The following is a 24939-nucleotide window of genomic DNA, read 5'->3' as shown; positions in this document are numbered from 1 at the left end:
ATGACTTCCAGCGCGCAGGTACCCGGCCAGGCATCCGACCAAGGGACCGACCGCGAGACGAACGCCGGGGCCGCCGCCGCGGGCCGCCCCACGGCGAACGGCATGCGCCGCGCGCTCAAGCGGGCCCGCGACGGTGTCGCGCTGGACGCCGGCGAGGCCGCGGTGCTGCTTCAGGCGCGCGGCGAGGACCTCAGGGACCTGTGCGCCTCGGCGGCCCGGGTGCGGGACGCCGGTCTGGAGGCCGCGGGCCGCCCGGGGGTCATCACCTACTCGCGCGGTGTCTTCATCCCGTTGACGCGCCTGTGCCGGGACAAGTGCCACTACTGCACCTTCGTCACCGTCCCCGGCAAGCTGCGCCGGGACGGCCACGGGATGTTCATGTCGCCCGACGAGGTGCTGGACATCGCCCGCCGCGGCGCCGAAATGGGCTGCAAGGAAGCCCTCTTCACCCTGGGGGACAAGCCGGAGGACCGCTGGCCCGAGGCCCGCGAATGGCTGGAGGCGCACGGCTACGACGACACGCTCTCGTACGTCCGCGCCATGGCCATCCGCGTCCTGGAGGAGACCGGCCTGCTGCCGCACCTCAACCCCGGGGTGCTGTCCTGGACGGACTTCCAGCGGCTCAAGCCCGTCGCCCCGTCCCTGGGGATGATGCTGGAGACGACCGCCGAGCGGCTGTGGAGCGAGCCCGGCGGTCCCCACTACGGATCGCCCGACAAGGAACCGGCCGTCCGGCTGCGTGTCCTGGAGGACGCCGGCCGCTCCAACGTCCCCTTCACCACCGGGCTGCTCATCGGCATCGGCGAGACGTACGAGGAGCGCGCCGAGTCCCTGTTCGCGCTGCGCCGTATCCAGCGCGCCTACCACGGCATCCAAGAACTGATCATGCAGAACTTCCGCGCCAAGCCGGACACGGCGATGCGCGGAATGCCGGACGCCGAACTGGAGGAGCTGGCCGCGACAATCGCGGTGGCCCGGCACATCATGGGCCCCTCGACCCGTATCCAGGCACCGCCCAACCTGGTCGACGGCGAATACCAGCTGCTCATCGACGCCGGCATCGACGACTGGGGCGGCGTCTCCCCGCTGACCCGCGACCATGTGAACCCCGAGCGCCCCTGGCCGCAGATCGACGAGCTGACCGAGCGCTGCGCCGCGGCCGGCTTCGCACTGCGGGAACGGCTCCCCATCTACCCGGAGTTCCTCCAGCGCGGTGAGCCCTGGCTCGACCCCCGCCTGCTTCCGCACGTCCGCGCCCTCGCCGACCCGGAGACGGGCCTGGCCATCGAGGACGCCCCCGTGGTGGGCCGCCCCTGGCAGGAGCCCGACGAGGGCTTCACGATGAGCTCCTCGGGCCGTACGGACCTGCACCACACCATCGACACCGAAGGCCGCACCGCCGACCGGCGCGACGACTTCGACGAGGTCTACGGCGACTGGGAGGCGCTGCGCGAGGCCGCGGCCCCCGGGATGGCACCGGAGCGCATCGACTCCGACGTACGCCAGGCCCTGGCGCAGGCCGCCGACGACCCCACCCGGCTCACCGACGCGCAGGCCCTGGCGCTGCTGCACGCCGACGGGCCCGCCCTGGACACGCTCTGCACCATCGCCGACGAGCTGCGCCGCGACACCGTGGGCGACGACGTCACCTACATCGTCACCAGGAACATCAACTTCACCAACGTCTGCTACACGGGATGCCGCTTCTGCGCGTTCGCCCAGCGCCGCACGGACGCCGACGCCTACACCCTCTCCCTCTCCCAGGTCGCCGACCGCGCCCAACAGGCCTGGGATGTGGGCGCGGTGGAGGTGTGCATGCAGGGCGGCATCCACCCCGACCTGCCCGGCACCGCCTATTTCGACATCGCGCGCGCCGTCAAGGAACGCGTCCCCGGTATGCATGTGCACGCCTTCTCGCCCATGGAGGTCGTCAACGGTGCGACGCGCACCGGGCTGTCCGTCCGCGAGTGGCTCAGCGAGGCCAAGGCCGCGGGTCTGGACAGCATCCCCGGCACCGCCGCCGAGATCCTGGATGACGAGGTCCGCTGGATCCTCACCAAGGGCAAGCTGCCCACCGCCACCTGGGTCGAGGTCATCAAGACCGCCCATGAGCTGGGCATCCGCTCCTCCTCGACGATGATGTACGGCCATGTCGACCAGCCCCGCCACTGGCTGGGCCACCTCCGCCTGCTCGCCGAAATCCAGCAGGAGACCGGCGGCTTCACGGAGTTCGTCACCCTCCCCTTCATCCACACCAACGCCCCCGTCTACCTCGCCGGTATCGCCCGCCCCGGCCCCACCACCCGCGACAACCGCGCGGTGACGGCCATGGCCAGGGTGCTGCTGCACCCGCACATCACCAACATCCAGACCAGCTGGGTCAAGCTCGGCACGGACGGCGCCGCCGAGATGCTGCGCTCCGGCGCCAACGACCTGGGCGGCACCCTGATGGAGGAGACCATCTCCCGGATGGCGGGTTCGAGTTACGGCTCCTACCGCTCCATCCAGGACCTCATCGCCATCGCCGACCTCGCCGGCCGCCCGGCCCGCCCCCGCACCACGACCTACGCCCCGGTCAGCGAGGAACGCCAGGCCGCCGCCCTCGCGTCGGACGGACATCTGCCGGAGCTGCTGCCGGTCGTGGAGTAGCCGGTGGGGGCCGCCCTCCGCGGTTATCCACAGCCCCCTTCCCGCACCGCCGCCGGCGGCTAATCTGCGGGAGCAGGGCGGAATTGCCGGCACCGCGGCGAACGCCGGGCGGAGGGGGTGGACTCGATGGCACGCAACAGGCTCTCGCGGCAGGAGCTGATCCGGCTCCGGCGGCGGGAGGGGTTCGTCGGGCGGCGCGGCGAGATCGCCGCCTTCCGGGACAACTTCGCCCGCGCGGTGGAGGATCCGGCGCACCAGTTCCTCTTCCATGTGCACGGCCAGGCCGGCGTCGGCAAGACGTCACTGGTCCGGCAGTTCGAGGAGGCCGCGCGCGGGCAGGGCGCGCCGACCGCGTATGTCGACGAGGCGGTGCACGACGTCCCCGAGGCCATGGCGGCCATCAGTGGCCAACTCGCCGCGCAGGGCCACCCCTTGAAGGTCTTCGACAAGCTGCTCGCCACCTACCGGGAGCGCCGCCACGAGGCCGAAGCGGCGGCCGGCACCGCGGAGGCGGCGCCCGGCCCGGCGGACCAGGACGACCCCCAGGGGACCGCCCCGTCGCCCGGCAGCATGATCGCCGCCCAGGCCGGGCTGGCCGGCCTGGGGCTGTTACCCGGCGTCGGCGCCCTCACCGGAGGGCTGGACCCCCGCCAGGTGGCGCGCGGCGCCGACCGGCTGCGCGGTCTGCTCAGCGCCCGGCTGCGCAGCCATGACGAGGTGCAGCTGGTGATGGCGCCGCTGGAGGTCCTGACGCCCGTCTTCGTCCGTGAAGTGAGCGCCATCGCGGACGAGTCGCCCTCGGTGGCACTCTTCTTCGACACCTATGAGCGGACGGGCCCGCTGCTCGACATCTGGCTGTGTGACGTCCTGGTCAGCGATCGCTACGGCCCGCTGGCGCCCAACGTGGTGGTGACGCTGGCCGGCCAGACCGCGCTGGACCGCCGCTGCTGGGCCGACTGCCTGGACTGCGTGACGGATCTGCCGCTGGACGCCTTCACCGAGGACGAGGCACGCCAGTTCCTGGCCACCAGGGACATCACCGACGAGCGCGTCGTCGAGGTGATCCTGCGGCTGTCCGGCGGCCTGCCGGTGCTGGTCTCCACCCTCGCCGAGAACCGCCCGCGCGCCGTCGAGGCCGTCGACGACCCCAGCGACACCGCCGTCGAACGCTTTCTGAAATGGGAGACGGACCCGGTGCGCCGGGAGGCCGCACTGGCGGCCGCTCTGCCGCGCCACGTGGATGAGGACATCTTCCGGGCCGTGGTGGACGCGGCCGCCGCCGAACAGTTCGGCTGGCTGTGCGGGCTGCCGTTCGTCGCCGACCGGGCCGGGCGATGGCAGTACCACGAGGTGGTGCGGACGGCGATGCTGCGCCTCCAGCGCCGCAGATCACCGCAGACCTGGACGGCCCGGCACCGCCGTCTCGCCGAGGCCGCCCGGCGCCACCGCACGGACCACGCGCCCGGTGCGAATCCCGCGGACTCCTGGTCCGACGAACGCCAACTGGAGCACCGGCTCCGGGAGATCTACCACTCCCTCTGCGCGGACCCGCAGCCGTCCCTCACCCCGGCGCTGTCCGACACCCTGGACGCCGCCGAACACGCGCCGACCGCCGTGCGCAGAGTCACCGAGACCATCCGCCAGGCCGGTGAGGACGCCGGGGCTGTGGAGGTCCGTGACTGGGGCCACCGTATGACCACCGCGCTCACCGAGGACGGTGGCGGCCTGATCGCGATCCTCACCGCGCTGCTCGGCCACCCCGGCCTCGATGTGCACGGACAGGCCCGCATCCACCACGTCCGAGGCCGCGAACACCGTAAGGCCGAGGCCTGGCAACAGGCGTTCGCCGACTTCGACCGCTGCCTGGAACTCGATCCGCGCAACGCCTCCGCCCTGCTCGGCCGCGGTCTGACCCACCGCTATATGCGCTGCTTCGAGCGCGCCGCCGAGGACTACACCCGCGCCCTGGAGATCACCCCGGACTCCCTGGAAGCCGCCTCCCAACTCGGCGAGGCCTACCGCCTCCTGGGCCGCTATGAGCAGGCCATCACCGAGTTCGACCGGGCCCTTGCCCGGCAACCCCGTCACGCCTTCAGCATCGCCAGCCGCGCCGTCTGTCTGCGCCGCCTCGGCCGCCACGAGGAAGCGCTGGCCGGCCTGGAGCACGCCATCGAGATCAACGCGAACTACGCCTGGGCGATGGCCGAACGGGGCGCCGCCTACCGCGACACGGGACAGTACGACCTCGCCCTGGCCGAGTTCGACCGCGCCCTCGCCGCCAATCCCACCTACGTCTGGGCCCACGCCCGCCGGGGGATCACCCTGCGGGTGATGGGCCGCCACGACGAAGCCCTCGACGCCCTCGGACGCGCGGCCGAACTCCAGCCGAACGACCCCTGGGTATGGGCGGAGCGCTGCCACACCTGCCTGGAGAGCGGCCGGCACGAGCAAGCGCTCCTCGAGGCCGACCGGGCCCTCGCCGTCGACCCCGACTACGCCTGGGCCCACCGGGCCCGCGGCACCGCACTGCACGCCCTGGACCGCCACGACGACGCATTGGCAGCCCTTGACCGCTCCCTGGAACTCGACGCGGACGACGCCAGGGTGTGGCGATTGCGCGGCGCGGTATGCGGCCACCTCGGCCGCTACGAACAGGCCCTCACGGACCTCGACCGATCGATCGCTCTGGACCCCGTGGACGGCCACACCCACTGGCAACGCGCCCTGGCACTGACAGCTCTGCACCGCACCGAGGAGGCCCGCTCCGAACTCTCCACCGCCCTACGCCTCACCCCCGATTCGAGCCGGTTCACGGCCACCCGCGGAGCGATCAACCTGCTCACCGGCCGACTGACCGAAGCCCTGACGGACTTCGACCGAGCCCTCGAACTCGGCGACGCCCCCACCCACACCCTCGCCCGCCGCGCCAAAACCCACCTCCTACGAGGCGACACCCGCCGCGCCCTCACCGGCTTCAACCGCGCCCTCGCCGACGCCGACCCGTCCGCCACCGCCACCCTCCTGTCCCTCAAGGCGGGCTGCCTGCGCCGGACCGGCCACCTGGACGCGGCACGTGAGGCGCTCGAGGCCGCCTGGGAGGCCATGAATTCCACCTCGGGCGGCGATCCGGACGCCGGGCTGGTTGTCCGGTATGAGACGGCGCTGCTTGCCGCCATGCCTGGCGGAAGCGCGACTGGGCCAGGGGCCGGGGCCATGCTTGCGCCCGTGGACGGCAACGTGAATGCCGCCGCGTCCGCGTTCACGGCCGGAGGTGCCTGGGTGGCGCTGAGAGCCGACGAGCGCTTTACCCGGGCCTTCGGTGACGGCCCCACGGGGAGTGGCAGCGACAGCAACATCGGCACCGGTCGTGGCACCGGCACCATCCGTGTCACCGCCACCGCCCGCGTCACTGCCCCCGACCCTGACCGCGACGCCAACACCATCACCAACCCCGACCGCGCGTCCGCTCTGCACGGCAGCAATGCCCCCTCCGCGCCAACCCCTCTCCTGGAGACGGCTCTCATATCGACGGAGTCTGTCGCGATCCTCGTCCGATGTGCCCTCGGCGACTGGTCGGGGACCGAGGCCCTCATTGCGGAATTGTTGGACGGCGGCTCATGGGAGGCCATTGCCGAGACCGAACTCGGGCTGCGGGATCTCGTGCTTCTGCCGGGCGTGGATACTGAGCGACTGGAAGCGATACGCAGCGGGCTGATACGCCACCTGCGGGCGACGGCTGCCGTCCCGGAGTGACGGCGGCCCGGGGTGACCACGGCCCGGGTGACGGTCGGTCCCGGGCGAGCAGGCGGCCTGGGTGGGCGGTGCTACCCCCAGAGCCCACTGAACCGGACCCGTCCGGACCCTGCCACCGACCGGCCCCGCACCGACCCGGACCGTGCCTCCAGCCGCGACCGTGCCACCCGCCCGCCAAGACGGCCTCAGCGTCCGCGACTGCGGCCCCCGCTACTCAGTCCCCTACTCCGCCCTCGTACTCCGCCTCGTGCTGAAGGATGCACTGCTGCCACTGGGACAGGGCCTCCTCGCGGTCCCCTCCGCTGTCCTGGGCGGCGACGATCAGTGCGTCGGCGGCCATGGCGGCGAGCCGTACGGCGATATGGCACACATCGCTCTGGGGGAGCGGCCGAAGGAGTTCCACCGCGCCGTCGCTGTCTCCGGAGAGGGCGGAGGCGACGACAGCCATGGTGGTGCGATCCCACTCGTACTCGGACATGGGGAGAGCATGCCCAACGGGCGACGCCGCCATCATCGAACGGATGCGCGCCCAGGAAGGGGCGGGGGACGAAGGCGTCGGCCGAGGCCCGGCGGCCCGGTGCGGCGGCACGCTCTGCGTGCCCGGGGGTGGCCGGGTGAGTCCGGCCAGGACTGTCGGCCCGTGGGGTAGGTCCCACATCCGGATGACCGGTGCTGCCTCAGCCCAGTTGACGGATCGGGCCGCCCGCCAGAAAGGCCGCAATGCCTTCGACCGCCTGTTGGAAGTGGCCCCGCAATTACGGCGGGTGACATGGCCGAGGTGGGGGAGGGCCAGCACGTTCGGGAGTCTGCGCAGCGAGTGTTCGTCCGGCAGTGGCTCGTGGTCGAAGACGTCCAGGCCGGCGCCGGCGACCCCAGTTCTCGCGCACCGCCCGCCCCGCCCAGGAACCACTCCCGACCCACCGCCCCGACCTGCCCAGGAGTCACCCCGACCCACCGCCCGCCCCGCCCAGGAACCACCCCCGCCCCACCGCCCGACCCCGTACCCATCGGACGCCACCGGCTAAAAGCCTCCTTACGAATGACTATTCGCAATACCCTCCTGGCCAAAATTTGATCATTCTCGGTCGATTACAGTGCTGCGCCAGGGGCCCCACAAGGCCCCGGGACGTAGTGAGCTTCAGGAGGGCGCAGTGAGCGAGCGCAGCGAGCGTGCCGTTCAGAGGTGCGCGCCAGGCGGATGCGAGGCCAAGTGGAGCGAGGTTTCGGCATGAGCGCAGCGGGCGGCGGCGCCATCTGGGGGCGCGCGGAGCAGCAGGATTTCCGCAGCCGGGTACGCGGCTGTCTGCTCGGCGGCGCCATCGGCGACGCGCTCGGTGCCGGTATCGAATTCGACTCGCTCGACGCGATCCGTAAGGCGCACGGCCAAGAGGGCGTGACCGATCTGGTGCCCGCCTACGGGCGGCGCGGCGCGGTCACCGACGACACCCAGATGACGCTGTTCACCGTGGACGGCCTGATCCGGGCCCAGGTACGCCGCGACACCGGTGCCTGGCATCCGCCCACCGACGTCCACCGCGCCTATCTGCGCTGGTCCGCCACCCAGCGTGACTGGGGCCCGGACGAGCGCAGGAAGGACGACGGCTGGCTCGCCCGCGAGGAGTGGCTGTACTCCCGGCGGGCACCGGGCCGGGCCTGTCTGAGCGGTCTCGGCGACGAGGTGATGGGCACGCTCGACAGCCCCAAGAACCCGGACTCGAAGGGCTGCGGCGCGGTGATGCGCTCCGCGCCGTTCGGCCTGCTGGTCGGCTGGGAGCCGCAGCTGGTCTTCCAGCTCGCCGCCGAGTGCGCGGCGCAGACGCACGGCCACCCCACCGGCTATCTGGCGGCCGGCGCGTTCGCGGTGATCAGCCATTCGCTGGCCCGTGGCGACGACCTCGACAGCGCCGTACAGAAGTCGCTGGCCCATCTGGCCACCCGCCCCGGCCACGAGGAGACCACCGACGCCCTCAAGCGTGCGCTCGGCGCCGTACGGCAGGGCATGCCGACACCCGCCCGGGTCGAGTCCCTGGGCGAGGGCTGGACGGCCGAGGAGGCGCTGTCGATCGGCGTGTACTGCGCACTGGTCGCCGAGGACATCCGGCACGGCCTCCTGCTGGCCGTCAACCACGGCGGGGACAGCGATTCCACCGGCGCGATCTGCGGCAATCTGCTGGGCACCCTGCACGGCGAGACGGCACTGCCGCCGAACTGGCTGGTCGAGCTGGAGGGCCGGGACACGATCCTCCAGCTGGCCGACGACTTCTCGATGGAGATGACGCAGGGCGCCGTGCTGCACGGCCCGGCCGGATCATCGCCGGGCTGGCTCGTCCGTTACCCGCGCGCGTAAGGCGGCCGCAAACACAGAGGCTCAGGGGCCGCCCGGCGACGTGCACCTCATGCCACGACGGCCTGAGGGGGGCACCGGGCCCGGCCGCCGTACGCCTGCCACCCGCCCACCGGCCTGCGGAACACCCCCTACCGCATCACCTCCCCCGCATTGACCAACAGCGACTGCCCCGTGATGGCGCGCGCCCGGTCGGAGGCCAGAAAGACCACGGTCTCGGCCACATCCGCGTCCGTCGCCAGCTCGGGCAGCGCCATCCGCTCGGTGAGCCGGGCCAGCACCTCGGCCTCCGGGACGCCCTCACTCTGCGCCTGGAACCGTACGTACGCCTCCACCGGCGGGCCCCACATCCAGCCGGGCTGCACGGTGTTGACCCGTATCCGGTCCGGCCCCAGCTCGCGCGCCAATGAGTACATCGCCGAAACCAGTCCGCCCTTGGACGCCGCATACGCCGCCTGCTGGACCTGTGACGGCGCGGCGACCGACGACTGGGTGCCGATCAGGACCACCGAGCCGCCGCCGCGCGCCGTGAGCGACGGCAGGCAGGCGCGGGTCATCCGCAGCGTGCCGAAGAGATTGACGTCCACGACACGGTGCCAGGAGTCGAAGTCGGCCTCCCGCAGGCCCCCGAACAGCGAGTCCAGGGCGGCGACATGGACCACCGCGTCGATCCCGCCGAACCGCTCCACGGCCAGCGCGGCCAGCGCCGCGCACTGCGCCTCGTCGCCGATATCGGTCACCCGCCAGGCCGTACGCGCGCCCGAAGCATCCAGCTGCGCCGCCGACTTGGCGAGATTCGCCTCCGTACGGGAGCTCAGCACCACCGAGGCGCCCTCCCGCACACAGGCCGCCGCGACCTGATGGCCGAGCCCGGTGCCTACGCCCGAGATGACGACGGTCTTGTTCCGCAGCAGCATGTGTGCCTCCCGGCCGGGCCGCCCCGCTCACGCCTGATGGGGCGTCAGGTTAGGCCCCGCGCCCCGGGAAGACCAGAGCCGTTCGCCAAGACGGAGCCGCGCAGAGGCAGCCGCCTCCAAGGCACGTAACCACCAGGGGGCAGCACCGGCCCCGCAGGAGACAGAGGCCCCCGGCGCTCAGGCGTACCGCCGCCGCGCCTCCTCCAGCGCCCCCCTCAGCCGTGCTGCCGCCCCGCCCCGTCCAGCGCCTTCCTGAGCCGGTCGAGCCCCTCGCGGATCTCCTCCGGGGAGTGCGTCACGAACGACAGCCGGACGGCCGTGGCGTCCGGCGGCCCGGCGAAGAACGGCGCGCCGGGGACGTACGCGACGTCATGCCGCACCACCTCGGGCAGCAGCGCCGTCGCGTCATACCCCTCCGGCAGCGTCGCCCACACGAACATGCCGCCCGCCGGACGGTTCCACCGCGAGCCCTCGGGGAGTGCCGCTGCCAGCCCGTCGACCAGCGCGTTCCGCCGCTCACGGTAGGCGTCGCGCACCCGCCCCAGATGCGCGTCCAGATCCGCGACCGCCAAATACCGCGCCGCCGCGGCCTGATCGACGGTCGAGGTGTGCAGATCGGCGGCCTGCTTGGCGATGACACAGGCGCGCCGCAGCGCGGCCGGCGCACGCAGCGAACCCAGCCGCAGACCGGGCGCCATCACCTTGGAGAACGAGCCGAGCAGCGCCGTACGGTCCTCGGCCCCGGGGAACGACGCGACCCACGGCACCGGCTCACCCTCGAAGCGCAGCTCCCCGTACGGGTCGTCCTCAGCGATCCACAGCCCGCGCCGGGCGGCGACCTCGGCGACCGCGGCCCGGCGCTCGGCGGACAGCGTGCGGCCGGTCGGGTTCTGGAAGGTCGGCACGACATAGAGCAGCTTGGGCCGTTCCCGCGCGGTGATCTCGTCCAGCGCGACCGGGTCCAGCCCCTCGTCATCGGTCGGCACCGGCACCACCCTGGCACCGGCGAAGGAGAAGATCTGAAGCGCCGCGAGGTAACACGGATCCTCGACCAGCACCACGTCCCCCGGCTCCAGCAGGGCCGTGGCCAGCAGCGTCAGCCCCTGCTGCGAGCCGGTGGTCACCAGCAGGTCGTCGGCGTCGGTGGCCAGCCCACGCGCGGTGGTGCGCGCCGCGACGGCCGCACGCAGCGCCGGACTGCCCTCACTCGTGGAGTACTGAAGCGCCCGCCGCGGATCCTCCGCCAGCACATGCTGAAACGCGGCCGCCAGCCCCTCCGTATCGAACAGCTCGGGCGCGGGCAGCCCACCCGCGAACGAAATGACCTCCGGCCGCGCGGTGAGCGCCAGAATGTCCCGCACCGGCGAACTCCCGGTCCGCGCCGCCCGAGCGGCCAGCCCGGGGACGGGGGCGGTGGCACGGCCCACTATCGCGTCCGGCATGACGACTCCCCTCGCTCGTGTTCTGCGCCCGACCATCGCCGGCTACAGATGCCCAGCAGCTTAAGCGGCCGGGGGACGGGGCGCAGGGGTGATCGGATGATGAGCCGGGGCGGACAAGGGCAAGGACGAGGGTGCGGGGCGGGTGCGGCCGGGGCTGCGAAGCCGGCGCCGCGTACGGGCCGGGGCGGCCCCGCGCGCTCGATGCCTGACGATGCGCGCACCGATCCGCGCATCGAACCGCGCACCACCCCTCCCCATCTGACGATTCGTCAGCTACACCTGTCTGGCATGACCGCAGACAGCGAACGAACGCCAGAGGTCACCGCCGCCGCAGCCGTCGACACCGGGCCCGCCGCCTACGCCGAGCTGGCCGCCGTCGGCCCGTACGGCGTGCACCCCGGACATGCGCTGATCACCATGGTCGAACCGCATCCCGGCCATGAATACGCCTACAACCGCTGGTACGAGGACGACCACTACATCGCGGGCGCGATGGCGATGCCATGGATCTTCGCCGGCCGCCGCTGGGTCGCCACCCGCGAGCTGCAACTGCTGCGCCGCCCCGAGAAGTCCGCCGTCGCCCGGCCGGTCACGGCGGGCTGCTATCTCTCCACGTACTGGATCACCGCGGGCCGCTACGACGAGCACATGAAGTGGACCGTCGGCATCAACAAGCGCCTCAACCGGGACGGCCGGGTCTACCAGGACCGCACCCATGTCTTTACGGCCTTCCAGGACCACCTGGCGACGGTGTACCGGGACGGTGCGGCGGGTCCCCGCGACCTCCACGCGCTGGACCACCCGTACGCCGGGCTGGTGTTGGAGGTGATCGACACGGACGGTCCGGAGCGGCGGGACCAGCTGCTGGAGTGGCTCTGTGCCCGGCATCTGCCGCGGCGGCTGGCGGGCTCCCCGGCCGCGATGGTCACGGTCTTCCGCCCGACGCCGCTGCCGGGCGACCGGATGTCCTATGTGCGGCAGGTCGAGGGCGTCGACACCCGGCTGACCCTGCTGTGGTTCCTCCAGCAGGACCCGCGCGACGGCTGGCCGGAGCCGTTCGCCGGCCTGGAGGAGGAGGTCGCGGAGTCGGGGCTGGGGTGGGTGGAGCTGGTGGCACCGTTCCTGCCGACCGTGCCCGGGACGGACCGTTATGTGTCCGAGCTGCGCTGACGGCCACCGGTAGCGGCCGTACGAGGACTGCCGCAGGCCCGCCGGAACGGGGAGACCGGGCATGGCCGAGCCCCCTCGGCCGGGACGGCGATCCAGTCGAGAGGGCTCACAACTGCGAACTGCGGAGGGCGACGGCTCAGGTCACGCCGCGTCGAACGCGCCACCGGCGACGTCCGACAGGAAGTGGCGCCAGGAGGAGTTGTCGAAGGTGAGGCGCGGACCCTCGGGGTCCTTGGAGTCGCGCACAGCGATGGCTGCCGCGGTCGGCACGGCGATTTCCACGCAGGCGCCGTTGCCACCGGAGTACGAGGACTTGGTCCAGGAGAATGCGGAATTGGGCTGCACGGCCATGTTCACTCCAGCTCACTCTGAGTTACCGGGGATTCGGTACTGACGACGCTACGCGCCAACATCACGAGCCGCAGAGGCCGTTCACCCGTACGAAGGGCATATTTCTTGATCTCTTTTCATGGGAGCGACGGCAGGTGTACCGTGCGATCCCTTTCCCCGGAATCCTGGATTCCGCGCCAATGACTCCTGGTGGATGTCATCCCATGGCGTCCGCATGGGATTTCGCCGCAGCGGCGATGAACTCCCGGCTGTGCTCCGCACTCAACGCCTGCGCACGCAAATGCTCGTACATGATCGTGTATTTGTGCACATCGTTGGTCTTCTCCAGATAGAGGTCACTGGTGACGCCCTCGATGTACACCACGCTGGAATCGGCGGCATCGTCGAATTCCAGGATGGAGAACGTTCCCGACATTCCGGCATGCGCACCGGTGTTGTACGGCAGAACTTGCACCGTCACATGCGGCAATTGGCTCATCTCGACGAGATGGTCCAGCTGCTCGCGCATGATCAGATGGCTGCCGACCACCCGCCGCAGCGCGCTCTCGTCCAGCACCACCCACAGCCGCAGCGGGCGCTCGGGGTCGGTGACCCGCTCCTGGCGGCGCATCCGCACCTGGATGCGCTTGTCCAGATGGTCGGGCGCCAGCTCGGGGACCGTGCCGGGAATGACCGCCTCGGCGTAACCGGGGGTCTGGAGCAGACCGGGCACCAGCAGGGACTCGTAAATCCGCAGTGAGGCGGCCTCGGTCTCCAGGCCGATGTAGACGCTGTAGGGGATGTCGCCGAAGGCGTGCCACCAACCCTGCTGACGCGAATCCTTGGCCATCTGCATCAGCGAATCCACAATGCGGTGGTCCTCGACCTCGTAGACCCCGCACAGATCGCGGACATCGCGCTGACTGATGCTGCGGCGGCCGTTTTCCAGTCTGCTGATCTTCGACTGGGAGACCAGCAGCCGGTCGGCCACCTCTTCCGCCGTCATGCCTTTGAGCTCACGGAGCCTTCGTAGCTCCTGGCCCAACCGGCGTCGCCTGACGGTGGGATTGACATTGGACGCCACGGGACGTGCACCTCCGGCTCCGTACTGCTGTCGTTTTCTGTTCAGCAGACTGCCACTCCGAGGTGACGCCGCGCAGTGAAATGCACACAGAAGGCGAGCGAGCAGATGCGCGGGGTGGCAGGCCGGCCGTTGTCTGGAACGGCCGACCCGCCACCCCGCGCTTGGTGCTGCGGCTCCCGTACGGGACTTCGGGGACGGTGGTGCGGGTGATGCGTGGAACGAGTGCTGCGCTGGGTGGTGCGAGGTGTCGTACGCGTTCTACGGCGTCAGCGGGCGCCTACCCGGGCCATCCGGCCGTGGCCGTGCCGCGACTGGACCGGCGCGCCGGCCGGGTCCGCCGTGGCCCGTGCCGCCGGTTGCCGGACCGGTCCCGCGACGGCCGCCTGCTGCCGCCGGGGCTGTACCGCGACACCGTTCTGCACATCCATGACGGCGTGTGCGACCAGCCCGCCCATCGGGTCGTGCCGGATCAGATCCCGGAGACGGGAGCGCGATGACCGCCCTTCGTTCCCTGGATACAGATGCTTGCCGAGGCCGACCGCATGGGCCAGCGCGGCGAGCGCCGCGGTCCGCGGGTCCGGGGGTACGCCGGTGCGGATCGCGTTGTCCAGCCGGGCCCTGATTTCCCGGCTGATGGCCGTCTCCGTCGCTTGGTAGCGCGTCGTCGGCAGCACCCCGCACATCTGTCCCGCCACGGCATGCACCATGCCGCACCGTTCGAGATGCGTGAGGTAGGTCTGGCGCAGCCCGAGTCGGGGCCCGCCGATCCAGTGGACCGCGCGCACCGGACTGCCGCGTCGGCGCAGCAGTTCGAGCGCGGAGTCCAGAGTTGGATCTCCTGTCGGCCGTGCCATCACCACGGCGATACGATCCCCGTCTGGGGCTATCCGTCCTGCCAGAGCCAGCTCTACTAGCTGTGCCCCGGCCAGGCCGAGGTCGAGCGACTGCGGCTGCGCTGTGGTGCCCGTGGTCGGGTCCAAAGCGAGCAGCAGAAGCTCCTCCGGAATTGTTCTGCGGCTCCTGCCCATCCATGCCTCCCCGCGTGGATGAATGACAGGGTGACCCCTCTCACATTCATCTGTCGAGAGTGCGTGGGGGGTTCGATATGGAACCGGTAGGTATGTCGTTCTCGTCTTGCACGTCGGCGACATCTTTCTGAGGGGTGCGGCGCCTACCGGTACGCGTGGCGGCGAGATGGGGCCACGTGGACACAGGACACTTGGGAACACTGGGCCAGGCAGCAGTGGGACGTATGAAGGAGACATCGGTGGCGGGCGAGTCCCCCGACAAGTCGGACAAGAAGCAGTCGTCGGGGAAGACGGCGCGGAACGAACGTGATCCGCGGCTGTCGGCCTTCCGCGGGGAGCCGGACGAATCGGCTCAGGCTTCGGATGCCGGGAAGCATCCGAAGCCTGCGGACGACGGGGCGGAGGCAGCGGCGGAGTCGAAGTCCGAGGCGAAGCCGGAACCGGTCGCCGCGGCGAAATCCGCGTCGGCGGGGAAGCCCGCCCCGGCGAGTGAGGCGGAGTCCTCGGCGGAGCCGGTGGGCGGGAGCGAGCCGGCGGCCGGGACGGAGGCGGAGCCCGGGGCCGGGTCGGCGTCCGAGGACGCGTCTGAGGAGCCTCAGGACGCCGCGGAGGGCGGTGCGGGCGCCGAGGGCGGGGATGCCCGTCTGCGCGCCGCTGTGGCCGCCTGGGTCGCGGGCACGGGCGATGAGGACGGCGAGGGCGGCGAGGGAGCCGAAGGCGCCGAGGCGGGTGAGGGTGGCGACGGTGATGCCGGTGCTGCTGCTGCGTCGGAGGCCGAGGTGAAGGCTGAGGCCGATGTCGATGCCGAGTCGGCCGCTGGGTCGGGTGAGGCTTCGGGGGCTGGTGCTGGTGCTGGTGCCGCCGCAAAGCCGGAAGCGAAGTCCGGTGCGAAGGCCGATGCAAAGGCCGACGCCGAGCCGGGCGCGAAGTCTGGTGCGAAGTCTGCTGCGAAGCAGTCGGTGAAGTCGGAGGCGAAGGCGGACGCCGACAGCGAGGCGGACGCCGACAGCGAGGCGGACGCCGACGGGGAGACGGACGCCGACGGGGATGCCGGTCGCGGTGGCTCCAAGGGCGGCGCGAAGTCCCAGTCCGAGGCGAAGTCCCAGCCCAAGGGCAAGGCCGAGCCTCAGAGCAAGGGCGGCCCTGAGGGCAAGTCCGACTCCGAGGACAAGCCCGCTTCGTCGTCCAAGGCCGAGGTTGTCGATCAGCCGACCGCCGTGTTCAAGACCGTCGGGCCGCAGAAGGGGAAGCCCGGTGCGGCGAGCGAGCGCAACGGGGACGGCACGGGCGGCGGCGAAGCGGCTGGGGCCGAGGAGCCGGCGGTCGATGAGGCGACGCGTGTCTTTGCGTTTGCGAAGTCGAAGAAGGGTGCGGAGGCGGAGGCCGTCGATCAGGCGACCACCGCGTTCAAGATCTCCCCGCCCGCCAAGGACGGCGACGCGGCCAAGAGCAAGGCCAAGGACAAGCCCGAGAGCAAGGGCAAGGCCGACGCCAAGACCGACGCCAAGGACAAGAACGCCGAGGGCAAGGACGCCGACGGCAAGAACGAGGCCAAGGCGGCGAAGGTCGCCGAGCGGGACTCGGAGCGGACCAGCCAGTTCGTGGCGCTGAAGTCGGCGGACGACGGCACGGCGGGCAAGTCGCTGGGCAAGACGGCGCCGAAGACGCCCGCCCGTACGCCCGACAAGGCCGCGGACAAGCCCGGGGACGAGGCAGCCGACAAGCCCGCGGACAAGTCGGCAGGCAAGTCGGCGGACAAGCCCGAGGGCAAGGTCGCGGACAAGGCGGCCGGCAAGGCCGACAAGGCCGGTGCCAAGCCGGCCGGCAAGGCCACCGGCGCGCTGCCGGCCGCCGAGCCCGCCAAGCCGGCCGCGGCGCCCAAGCCCAAGCCTGCGGACCGGCCGGGCACCAAGCCGTCCGCCACCACGGGCGCCACGGCCGCCGCCCCCGCCGAGTTGCCCGAGGCCGAGCGCACCAAGCAGCAGCCGCTGCCGCCGCTCGACCTCCTGGCGCAGCTCACCAACACCCCGCCGCCGCCCGAGACCCCGCTGCGTTCGGTCGTCCGCCGGTTCAAGATCTGGACACCGCTGGCGGTCCTGCTGGTGATCATCTTCGTGGTCGCCCAGGCGGTGCGCCCGCTGCCCGCCCCCGAGCTCGCCGTCGGCGGGTCGACCGGGTTCACCTTCGAGGGCGGCCAGCTCTCGATTCCGTGGCCCAACCAGGGCCAGGCCGCGGTCAAGGTCGTCGGCGTCGGCAACATGGGCACGTCCGGCGAGGCCAAGCCCGTACCGACCGCGAGTGTCGCCAAGGTGATGACCGCCTATGTGATCCTGCGCGACCACCCGCTCAAGAAGGGTGAGAAGGGCGAGACGATCAAGGTCGACGCACAGGCCGAGGCGGACTCACAGAAGCGGGACGAGTCGCGCGTGACGCTCAAGAAGGGGCAGAAGTTCACGCAGTATCAGATGCTCCAGATGCTGATGATCCCCTCCGGTAACAACGCCGCGCGGCAGCTGGCGCGTTGGGATGCCGGGTCCGAGAAGGCGTTCGCGAAGAAGATGCAGGCCGCCGCCAAGGACCTGGGGATGACCAAGACGACCTACACCGACCCCAGCGGCCTGGACGCGTCGACCAAGAGCACCGCGGTCGACCAGCTCAAGCTCGCCGAAGAGGTCATGAAGAACGACGCGTTCCGCGAGGTCGTGCGCACCGAGAACGTGCAGATCCAGGGCCTGCCGGAGAAGATCTACAACAACAACTCGCTGCTCACGACGATGGCGGGCAAGGTCGCCGGCATCAAGACGGGGTCGAGCACGCCGGCCGGTGGAACGTTCATGTGGGCCGGCTACCGCACCGTCGGCGACAAGACCCCCCTGCTGATCGGTGTGACGATGGATCAGCACGTCAGCGGCCCGGACCCCAACGGCTCCAGCTCGCTCCCGCTGGCCCTGAACAACACCTCGAAGGTGATCACGGGTGTCCGCGACGCGCTGACCTCGGCCACCGTGGTCAAGAAGGGCCAGGTCGTCGGCTACGTGGACGACGGGCTCGGCGGTGAGACGCCGGTCGTGGCGACCAAGAACCTGTCGGCCGTCGGCTGGGCCGGTATGAAGGCCAAGTTCTCCATGAGCGACGCCGGCAAGACCATCCCGCACACGGCGAAGGCCGGCACCGTGGTGGGCGTGCTGACGGTCGGCGACGGCGAGAGCGCGCAGAAGGTGCCGGTGGCCCTGAAGCAGGACCTCGCCGAGCCGGGCTTCGGCGCGAAGCTGATCCGCATCAGCTGAGCAGGCGGGCCGGGGGCCGGGGGCGTCGGGTTGGCTGAGGGGGAGCACCCCTGGCCACCGGCCGCCCTCGGCCTTCTGGCTTTCTGGGCCTCCGGCTTCCGGCCTCCGGCTTCCGGCCTCCGGCTTCCGGCCTCCGGCTTCCGGCCTCTGGCCTCTGGCCTCCGGCCGACCTTCCGCCCGTCTCGTCGTTCGACCCGTCGCCCGCCCCTCGCGTGACTCATCCTTGACCCATCTCCGACTGACCCGTTCGTTTGACCCGTTCGTCTGACCGTTCGTCTGTTTCGTCCGTTCCGTACGTGACCGGAGTCCGTCATCGACGTAGCGCAAGCGCAGAAGACGTATGTGTCCGCCGTCGCCGCCCGCGGTACCTGGGTGGCGCAGGGCGCGGTGGTGCTGATGCCCGCGGGGCTGATGCTGTTTCTGGGGGCGTGGGGGATCCGCCGCCAGGACGCCATATGGCGGGACGAGGCGGTCACCTACGACATGGCACACCGCGGCCTGACCGACCTGTGGCACACGCTTCAGCATGTCGATGTCGTGCACGGCCTGTATTACCTGCTGATGCACCTCTGGTTCGCCGGCTATGACGCCACCCTCCGCGGCACTTTCGGCGATGCGGTCGGTCTGCGGCTGCCGTCCGTAGTGGCGATGACGGTCGCTGCCGCCGGGGTCGCTCTACTGGGGCAGCGCCTGGTCGGCCGGCGGGCGGGGCTGCTGGCGGGCTTCACCTTCGCGCTGATCCCGGTCGTCCAGCAGTACGCGCAGGAGGGCCGCTCGTACGCGATGGTCTGCGCGCTGGTCGTCTGGGCCACGTATGTGCTGGTGTCGGCCGCGTCCCGGCCGAGCAGAGGCCTGTGGGCCGGCTATACGGCGCTGATGCTGGCCGCTTGCCTGCTGCATGAGTTCGCGTGTCTGGCGCTGCCTGCACACGGAGCCGCGGTGGTCCTGGCGCGGCTGCCCCGCCGCGTACTGCGCGCCTGGCTGCTCGCCTCGGCCACTGTCCTCGCCGGTCTGGCGCCGCTCGCGGTGTTCAGCACCCGGCAGTCGGCCCAGATCAGCTGGCTCATGTGGCCGGACCCCCTCCAGCTGCTGACGTTCGCCGTGCTCGCCGTCCTCGGCATCGCCTGCGCCCGCGTCCGGATCCGCTCGCGCGGCCCCATCGGGCTGCGGGCCCTCGGTGTCCCGCTGCTGCTTCTGCCCACCCTCCTCCTGCTGCTGCTCTCCCATGTCGAGCCGGCATATGTGGACCGCTATGTCCTCTACTACGTCGTCGGGTTCGCGTTGCTCGCGGGCGCCGCGCTGGCGCGGCTGCTGCGGCCGGCCGGCGAGCGGGGGCAGACCCGTGGCCGGCGGCTGCGGCGGGCGACGGCGGTGGCGCTGCTGCCGGCGGCGCTGCTGCCGGTGAATGTCCATCTGCGCAGCCCGGACAGCCGGGTCGACGATGTCACCGCGGTCGCGCACGCCGTACGCGCGATGGCCCTGCCCGGCGACGGGCTGCTGTTCGTGCCGTCCCGGCGGCGGATCTGGCGCGCGACCCTGCCGCACGAGTTCCGCGGGCTGCACGATCTCGCGCTCGCCAAGAGCCCGTTGGCCTCGCACACCCTCTACGGCACCGAGCGCTCCGGCGATGAGATCCGCGAGCGGATGCTGACCGCCCGCCGGATCGTCGTCGCCGGGGACCCGGACGGCCAGCCGGCCGACGACAGCGACCAGGAAATCGCCAAGCGGTCCACGTTGCGCGCCGCCTTCGAAATCTGCGGCATCAGGGAGGTCCGGGGGGCCAGGGTCACGGTGTATGGGCGGGCGGGGGCGTGTGGTGTAGATGGGGGGCGGTAGGCGGGGGCGCCGGGTCCTGGAGCCGGGGGAGGGTGCTGGTCCCCGCCCGGCATCCCCTGCGTTGCCGTTCGCTGCCCGGTCATTCCCCGTCCGGCCTTCGCCGCTCGGTCACTCCCTGCCGGTTGCTCCCTGCCTGGTCATTCCCTGTCCTGCGATGACTCCCCCTGAACCGGCCGGAAGCTGCGGACCAGCTCGATGCGCCCGACGATGTGCCGGTTGAACTCCGCCAGCTCCTCGGCGGGGACCCACAGTTCGAGGATCGTCTCGCCGCCTGCCTGCCGCACCGGATAGCGCGCGGCGAAGTCCGCCTCGATCTCGAAGCGGGTGACATGGCCGACGCCGGAGGCCGGCGGGGAGGGCACGGGCCGGGCGGCGGGAGGGGGCTGAGGGCACGGGCCGGCGGCGGTGAGGGAGCCGAGGGCGCGTACCGGGCGGCCATCCCGGGCGGCCATCGAGGAGCCGAGGCCACGGGCCGGGCGGTGGGTCGCGATTCCGCGGGCGGACGGGCGGTGGCGCACGGTGGCTGTACGCCGGAGTGGTCATGACTGCATCGTCCGCCGCGAGTCTTCGACCCCTACCGAAGGGACTCCGGCCTACGGTGCCCATATGAGCACCTCCCCGGAGTACGCCACCTTCCACTTCCACGCGCTGCACCACGCCGATCAGCCGCTGCTGCTGCCCAACGCCTGGGACGTCATCTCGGCGGTCGCACTCGCCGGGGCCGGGTACGCGGCAGTCGGCACCACGAGCCTGGGCGTCGCCGCGGCCCACGGCTGTCAGGACGGGCGCGGGCTCGCCGAGGTCCGGGACGCCACGGTCGCGCTCGCGCTGCGGCTCAACGGTCGGCTGGCCTGCCCCTACACGGTCGACGTGGAGGGTGGATTCGGCGGCGACGCCGGCCAAGTGGGGGACCTGGCCGCCGAGTTGGCGGCGGCGGGGGCGGCCGGGCTGAACCTGGAGGACGGGCTGCCCGGCGGCGAGGGGCTGAAGGATCCGGTGCAGCAGGCCGAATTGATCAGCGCGGTGAAGGAACGGGCACCGGGCTTGTTCCTCAACGCCAGGATCGACACCCACTGGCTGGCGGACAGTCCGCCGCCCCTCTCTGTGACGCTCTCGCGCGCCGAGACCTATCTGGCCGCGGGCGCGGACGGCGTCTTCGTACCGGGCGTCGTCGCCGACGAGGGCATCTCGACTCTGGTCGCTGGGATCCCGGCCCCGCTGAACATCCTCTTCGCTCCCGGCCGGCACACCGTCAGTCGTCTGGCGGAGCTCGGCGTACGCCGCATCAGCACCGGCTCCCTGCTCTTCCGGACCGCCCTCCAGGCCACTCTCACGGCGGCGGACGCCATCCGCACGGGCCGGCAGCCAACGGAAGCGGCCGGGACGGCCGGCGAGATCCTGGGCTACGCGGAGGTGCAGCGGCTGGTGGGGGAGGAGGAGTAGGTTCAGGCCTGCCGGCCGCGGCTTCCGTGGCGTCGGCGGTGGACGGTGAGGGCCGTCGCGGCCACGCCCAGCGCACCGGCGCCACCGATCAGGCCCGCCTTGGGCAGCTGGCCGGCCTTCTCCGCCAGTCCGGCCAGCCCGTCGTCGGGCAGCATGATCGAGGTCCGGCTCTCCGCGTGCGCGCTCGGCTCGGCCGCGAAGGCGATGCCCGTGGGGAGCAGCAGCACGGCCAGCGCACCGGTCGCGACGGTGGCGGTACGGATCACGGAGCGGTGCTGGGCCCGCATGGGTACTCCTCGTCGTGGGCGGCTCGGGCCGCCGTAGGGATGCGATAAAGAACGCGATGAGAATCAGCACGCTACGGAGCGTCCTTAACGGCGACCCATCCGTTGTGTAACAGTCACCAAGATCTCTGGGATCGGTCGTGTGAAGGAACGCCCGCGCAGGACGGTCCAAATCCACCGAATTCCCCCTCCGGTCGCCCTGCATGGCCTGGCCTGGGCCGTCACCGAACTCAGCCGTCGCCGTTCATCAGCCGGCCACCTTGATCAGCTCACCGAGCCGAGCCGCCGACCCTCACCGAGCCGAGCGCCCCCCGGCCGTCACCGGGCCGAGCCCAGCCGTCCGCCCACCCCGGCACCCCAGCCGCTCTCACCCCTCCGGCCGCTACGACACCCTCCCTCCAGCTCACCAATCGATGTCGTCCGGCGGCTCCGGCAGCTCCTCGTCCTCGGGCTCCGGTGCGGCGTGATGCTCCTCGGCCGCCCCAGCCACCTTCGCGGCACTGGCACTGGCACTAGCACCGGCACTGGCGGCTACGCGCACGTCCGCCCCCGCGCCTTCGCCCGCGCCCTCCGGAGTCTCCCGCCCGGCCAGCACATCCAGGATCGGCTGGCCGTACTTCGCGAGCTTGTTCTCGCCGACGCCGCTGACCGTGCCCAGTTCGTCCATCGTCGTCGGCCCGAGCGTGGCGATCTCCCGCAGCGTCGCATCGTGGAAGATCACGTACGCGGGCACGCCCTGCTCCTTGGCCGTGCGGCCCCGCCAGCCGCGCAGCGCCTCGAAGGCCGGCAGCGCCGCCTCCGGCAGGTCCGCCGGCGCCGCACGCTTGCCCTTCGTCTTCGCCTTGGCCGCCCGCGCCGCCTTCTCCGGCTCCCGCCGCATCGGCACCTCACGACGGCCGCCCAGCACCTCGCCGCTCGCTTCCGTGAGCACCAGCGTGCCGTAATCACCCTCGACGGCGAGCAGCCCCTGCGCCAGCAACTGCCGTACGACGCCCCGCCATTCGGCTTCCCGGAGGTCGGCGCCCACGCCGAAGACGCTCAGTCCGTCGTGGTCGAACTGGATGACCTTGGCGGTCTTCTTCCCCATCAGGATGTCGATGATCTGGCCCGCGCCGAACTTCTGCCCGCGCTCACGCTGGAGCCGTACGACCGTGGACAGCATTTTCTGCGCGGGCACCGTGCCGTCCCAGGTCTGCGGCGGAGCCAGGCACGTATCGCAGTTGCCGCAGGCGCTGCTCTCCTGCCCGAAGTAGGCCAGCAGCCGCACCCGCCGGCACTGCACCGTCTCGCAGAGCGCCAGCATCGCGTCGAGATGGGCCGACAGCCGCCGCCGGTGCGCCTCGTCGCCCTCCGACCCGTCGATCATCTTCCGCTGCTGCACCACATCCTGGAGCCCGTACGCCAGCCAGGCCGTCGACGGCTGCCCGTCCCGACCGGCGCGCCCCGTCTCCTGGTAATAGCCCTCGACGGACTTCGGCAGATCCAGGTGGGCCACGAACCGGACATCCGGCTTGTCGATGCCCATCCCGAACGCGATCGTGGCGACCACGACCAGCCCGTCCTCCCGCAGGAACCGGCCCTGGTGCTCGGCGCGCGTCCGCGCATCGAGCCCCGCGTGATACGGCACCGCCGCGATGCCGTTGTCCACCAGGAACTGCGCGGTCTTCTCCACCGACGCCCGCGACAGGCAGTAGATGATCCCGGCGTCTCCGACATGCTCGTTCCGCAGCAGCTCCAGCAACTGCTTCTTCGGTTCGCTCTTCGACGCGATCCGGTACTGGATGTTCGGCCGGTCGAAGCTCGCCACGAAATGCCGGGCGTCCGCCATCCGCAGCCGGGAGGTGATCTCCGTATGCGTGGCGTCGGTCGCGGTGGCGGTCAGCGCGATCCGCGGCACCTCGGGCCACCGCTCGTGCAGCATCGACAGCGCCAGATAGTCCGGCCGGAAGTCATGGCCCCACTGGGCGACACAGTGCGCCTCGTCGATCGCGAAGAGGGAGATCTTCCCGCGGTCGAGCAGATTCAGCGTCTGCTCGACCCGCAGCCGCTCGGGCGCCAGATACAGCAGATCCAGCTCACCGGCCAGGAACTCGGCCTCGACGAGCCGGCGCTCCTCCAGGTCCTGCGTCGAATTCAGGAACCCGGCCCGCACGCCGAGCGCCCGCAAGGCGTCGACCTGGTCCTGCATCAACGCGATCAGCGGCGAGATCACGATCCCCACACCGCTTCTGACCAGCGAGGGAATCTGATAGCAGAGCGATTTGCCGCCACCGGTAGGCATCAGGACGACCGCGTCCCCGCCCCCTATGACGTGCTCGATGATCTCCTGCTGGCTGCCGCGGAACGCGTCATACCCGAACACCCGGCGCAGCACCTGCACCGCCTCGCTTGCGTCCGAAGCGCCTTCCACATCCATGTCCACGACCACTTCCACGTCCGCCAGAGCCATTCCGAAAGCCTACGAGCTTCGCGGGGGTCCCCGTCGACCCTGTGGATAACTCACACCGTCCGGCGCCGTCATCCGCCCGGCGGCGCCGACGCCGATACGCCACCGTCACCCGCCCCAGACGCTGTCCCCAGGCCGGCAGAGGCAGAGAGCAGCGGCAGAGAGGAGACGGTTTATCACCCAGGCCGCCACGCCCTTCGGCACGGCGGGGTACGAGCGGGCGCACCCCGGGCGTCGTCATCGGGACCCGGCCCCGTCGGCCCGCTTCCCCCACCCCGCCGGCAGCGGTGGCAGCTCCGCATGCCTGACCTTGAAGCCGCCCTTCGTCACCGCGGCGAACGGAGCCGGACGTCGTCCTGGCGGACATCCGCATGCCCCGCCTCGGCGGCCTGGAACTCACCCGCCTGCTCGCCGGACCCGAGTCCACACTGCCGACCAAGGTCGTCGTCGTCACCACCTTCGACCTCGACGACTACGTCCACACCGCCCTGCACAACGCCGCCTGCGGCTTCCTGCTCAAACGCTCCGGCCCGAACCTGCTGATCGAGGGCGTCCGTGCGGCCATGGCGGGCGACGCCCTGATCAGCCCCCAGATCACCGTGCGACTCCTCTGCCAACTCTCCCCACCGACGCGCCCTCGCACCCCCACCCCGGTCCCGGCCCGGATGCCCTCACGGACCGCGAACGCGACATAGCCCGCCTGGTGGCCCGAGGTTTGACCAACCAGGAAATCGCCACCGGGCTCGTCATCTCACCGGGCACCGCGAAGACCCATCTCGCCAACATCCAGGCGAAGCTGAAACTCCGCAATCGCGTCGAAATCGCCGCATGGGCCTGGCATACAGGCCTCACCCCACCGGCCTCATAACCTCGCCGTCCCCTCCGGCGCACGTCTGCCGATCAGATCACCCACCCCCGGGTAGCCT

16 protein-coding genes and 2 pseudogenes are annotated in these 24939 nt (G+C 71.4%); 8 read left to right on the top strand and 10 right to left on the bottom strand.

All coding sequences use genetic code 11. The features are described 5' to 3' along the window. Together QT196_RS17025 and QT196_RS17020 are read left to right on the top strand one after the other, a co-directional pair. Entirely contained in the window at positions 1-2649 is a 2649-nt protein-coding gene (locus QT196_RS17025; RefSeq protein WP_290355194.1) for a bifunctional FO biosynthesis protein CofGH, read from the top strand. Positions 2650-2775: 126 nt separating this feature from the next. Next, positions 2776-6402, top strand: a complete 3627-nt coding sequence (locus tag QT196_RS17020; protein WP_290355193.1) for a tetratricopeptide repeat protein — start codon at positions 2776-2778, stop codon at positions 6400-6402. Positions 6403-6616: 214 nt separating this feature from the next. On the opposite strand, the gene QT196_RS17015 is transcribed toward QT196_RS17020, so the two are convergent. Together QT196_RS17015 and QT196_RS17010 are read right to left on the bottom strand one after the other, a co-directional pair. After that, entirely contained in the window at positions 6617-6880 is a 264-nt protein-coding gene (locus QT196_RS17015) for a hypothetical protein (protein WP_018092249.1), read from the bottom strand. Positions 6881-7079: 199 nt separating this feature from the next. Then, positions 7080-7282 (bottom strand): annotated as a pseudogene (locus QT196_RS17010) (NAD(P)-dependent oxidoreductase); the annotation flags it as partial. A gap of 348 nt (positions 7283-7630) precedes the next feature. Here QT196_RS17010 and QT196_RS17005 point away from each other — a divergent pair. After that, on the top strand, positions 7631-8749 hold the full coding sequence (locus QT196_RS17005; protein WP_168479780.1) for an ADP-ribosylglycohydrolase family protein: 1119 nt from the start codon (positions 7631-7633) through the stop codon (positions 8747-8749). Between the two features lie 128 nt (positions 8750-8877). Here QT196_RS17005 and QT196_RS17000 read toward each other — a convergent pair whose 3' ends face one another. Further along, positions 8878-9663 carry an SDR family oxidoreductase gene (locus tag QT196_RS17000; RefSeq protein WP_290355192.1) on the bottom strand — a complete coding sequence of 262 codons (786 nt, stop codon included), beginning with the start codon at positions 9661-9663 and terminating at the stop codon, positions 8878-8880. Between the two features lie 215 nt (positions 9664-9878). Continuing rightward, positions 9879-11105, bottom strand: coding sequence for a PLP-dependent aminotransferase family protein (locus QT196_RS16995; protein ID WP_168479776.1), 1227 nt, complete (start codon positions 11103-11105; stop codon positions 9879-9881). A gap of 288 nt (positions 11106-11393) precedes the next feature. On the opposite strand from QT196_RS16995, the gene QT196_RS16990 reads away from it, so the two are divergent. Continuing rightward, positions 11394-12275 carry a hypothetical protein gene (locus QT196_RS16990; protein WP_248001184.1) on the top strand — a complete coding sequence of 294 codons (882 nt, stop codon included), beginning with the start codon at positions 11394-11396 and terminating at the stop codon, positions 12273-12275. A gap of 141 nt (positions 12276-12416) precedes the next feature. On the opposite strand, the gene QT196_RS16985 is transcribed toward QT196_RS16990, so the two are convergent. From QT196_RS16985 to QT196_RS16975, 3 genes are all read right to left on the bottom strand, one after another. Beyond that, positions 12417-12626, bottom strand: a complete 210-nt coding sequence (locus QT196_RS16985; protein WP_168479774.1) for a DUF397 domain-containing protein — start codon at positions 12624-12626, stop codon at positions 12417-12419. Positions 12627-12822: 196 nt separating this feature from the next. Continuing rightward, entirely contained in the window at positions 12823-13689 is an 867-nt protein-coding gene (locus QT196_RS16980) for a helix-turn-helix transcriptional regulator (RefSeq protein ID WP_168479772.1), read from the bottom strand. A 266-nt stretch (positions 13690-13955) separates the two neighbouring features. After that, on the bottom strand, positions 13956-14717 hold the full coding sequence (locus QT196_RS16975; RefSeq protein ID WP_168479770.1) for a GPP34 family phosphoprotein: 762 nt from the start codon (positions 14715-14717) through the stop codon (positions 13956-13958). A 224-nt stretch (positions 14718-14941) separates the two neighbouring features. Here QT196_RS16975 and QT196_RS16970 point away from each other — a divergent pair, with 224 nt between their 5' ends. Both QT196_RS16970 and QT196_RS16965 read left to right on the top strand, forming a co-directional pair. After that, a complete protein-coding gene (locus QT196_RS16970) occupies positions 14942-18004 on the top strand; it encodes a D-alanyl-D-alanine carboxypeptidase (protein WP_290355190.1) in 3063 nt (1020 codons plus the stop codon). A gap of 342 nt (positions 18005-18346) precedes the next feature. Next, positions 18347-19840 (top strand): glycosyltransferase family 39 protein, encoded by a 1494-nt coding sequence (locus tag QT196_RS16965; RefSeq protein ID WP_290355189.1) that lies wholly within the window; start codon positions 18347-18349, stop codon positions 19838-19840. A 137-nt stretch (positions 19841-19977) separates the two neighbouring features. On the opposite strand, the gene QT196_RS16960 is transcribed toward QT196_RS16965, so the two are convergent. Beyond that, a complete protein-coding gene (locus QT196_RS16960) occupies positions 19978-20358 on the bottom strand; it encodes a hypothetical protein (RefSeq protein ID WP_290355187.1) in 381 nt (126 codons plus the stop codon). Positions 20359-20446: 88 nt separating this feature from the next. On the opposite strand from QT196_RS16960, the gene QT196_RS16955 reads away from it, so the two are divergent. Then, entirely contained in the window at positions 20447-21283 is an 837-nt protein-coding gene (locus QT196_RS16955) for an isocitrate lyase/phosphoenolpyruvate mutase family protein (RefSeq protein ID WP_168479768.1), read from the top strand. A gap of 2 nt (positions 21284-21285) precedes the next feature. Here the strand turns inward: QT196_RS16955 and QT196_RS16950 are convergent, their stop codons facing one another. Then, positions 21286-21570 carry a hypothetical protein gene (locus QT196_RS16950; RefSeq protein WP_168479766.1) on the bottom strand — a complete coding sequence of 95 codons (285 nt, stop codon included), beginning with the start codon at positions 21568-21570 and terminating at the stop codon, positions 21286-21288. 400 nt (positions 21571-21970) lie between these two features. Continuing rightward, entirely contained in the window at positions 21971-24016 is a 2046-nt protein-coding gene (gene recQ / locus QT196_RS16945) for a DNA helicase RecQ (protein ID WP_290355186.1), read from the bottom strand. A gap of 341 nt (positions 24017-24357) precedes the next feature. Between recQ and QT196_RS16940 the strand changes: the two are divergent. Then, positions 24358-24881 (top strand): annotated as a pseudogene (locus QT196_RS16940) (response regulator transcription factor); the annotation flags it as partial. Positions 24882-24939: the final 58 nt, after the last annotated feature.

It is taken from the genome of Streptomyces sp. P9-2B-2, from assembly GCF_030406865.1.
GTDB lineage: Bacteria > Actinomycetota > Actinomycetes > Streptomycetales > Streptomycetaceae > Streptomyces > Streptomyces platensis.
This window is presented reverse-complemented; position numbering and strand designations above follow the sequence as displayed.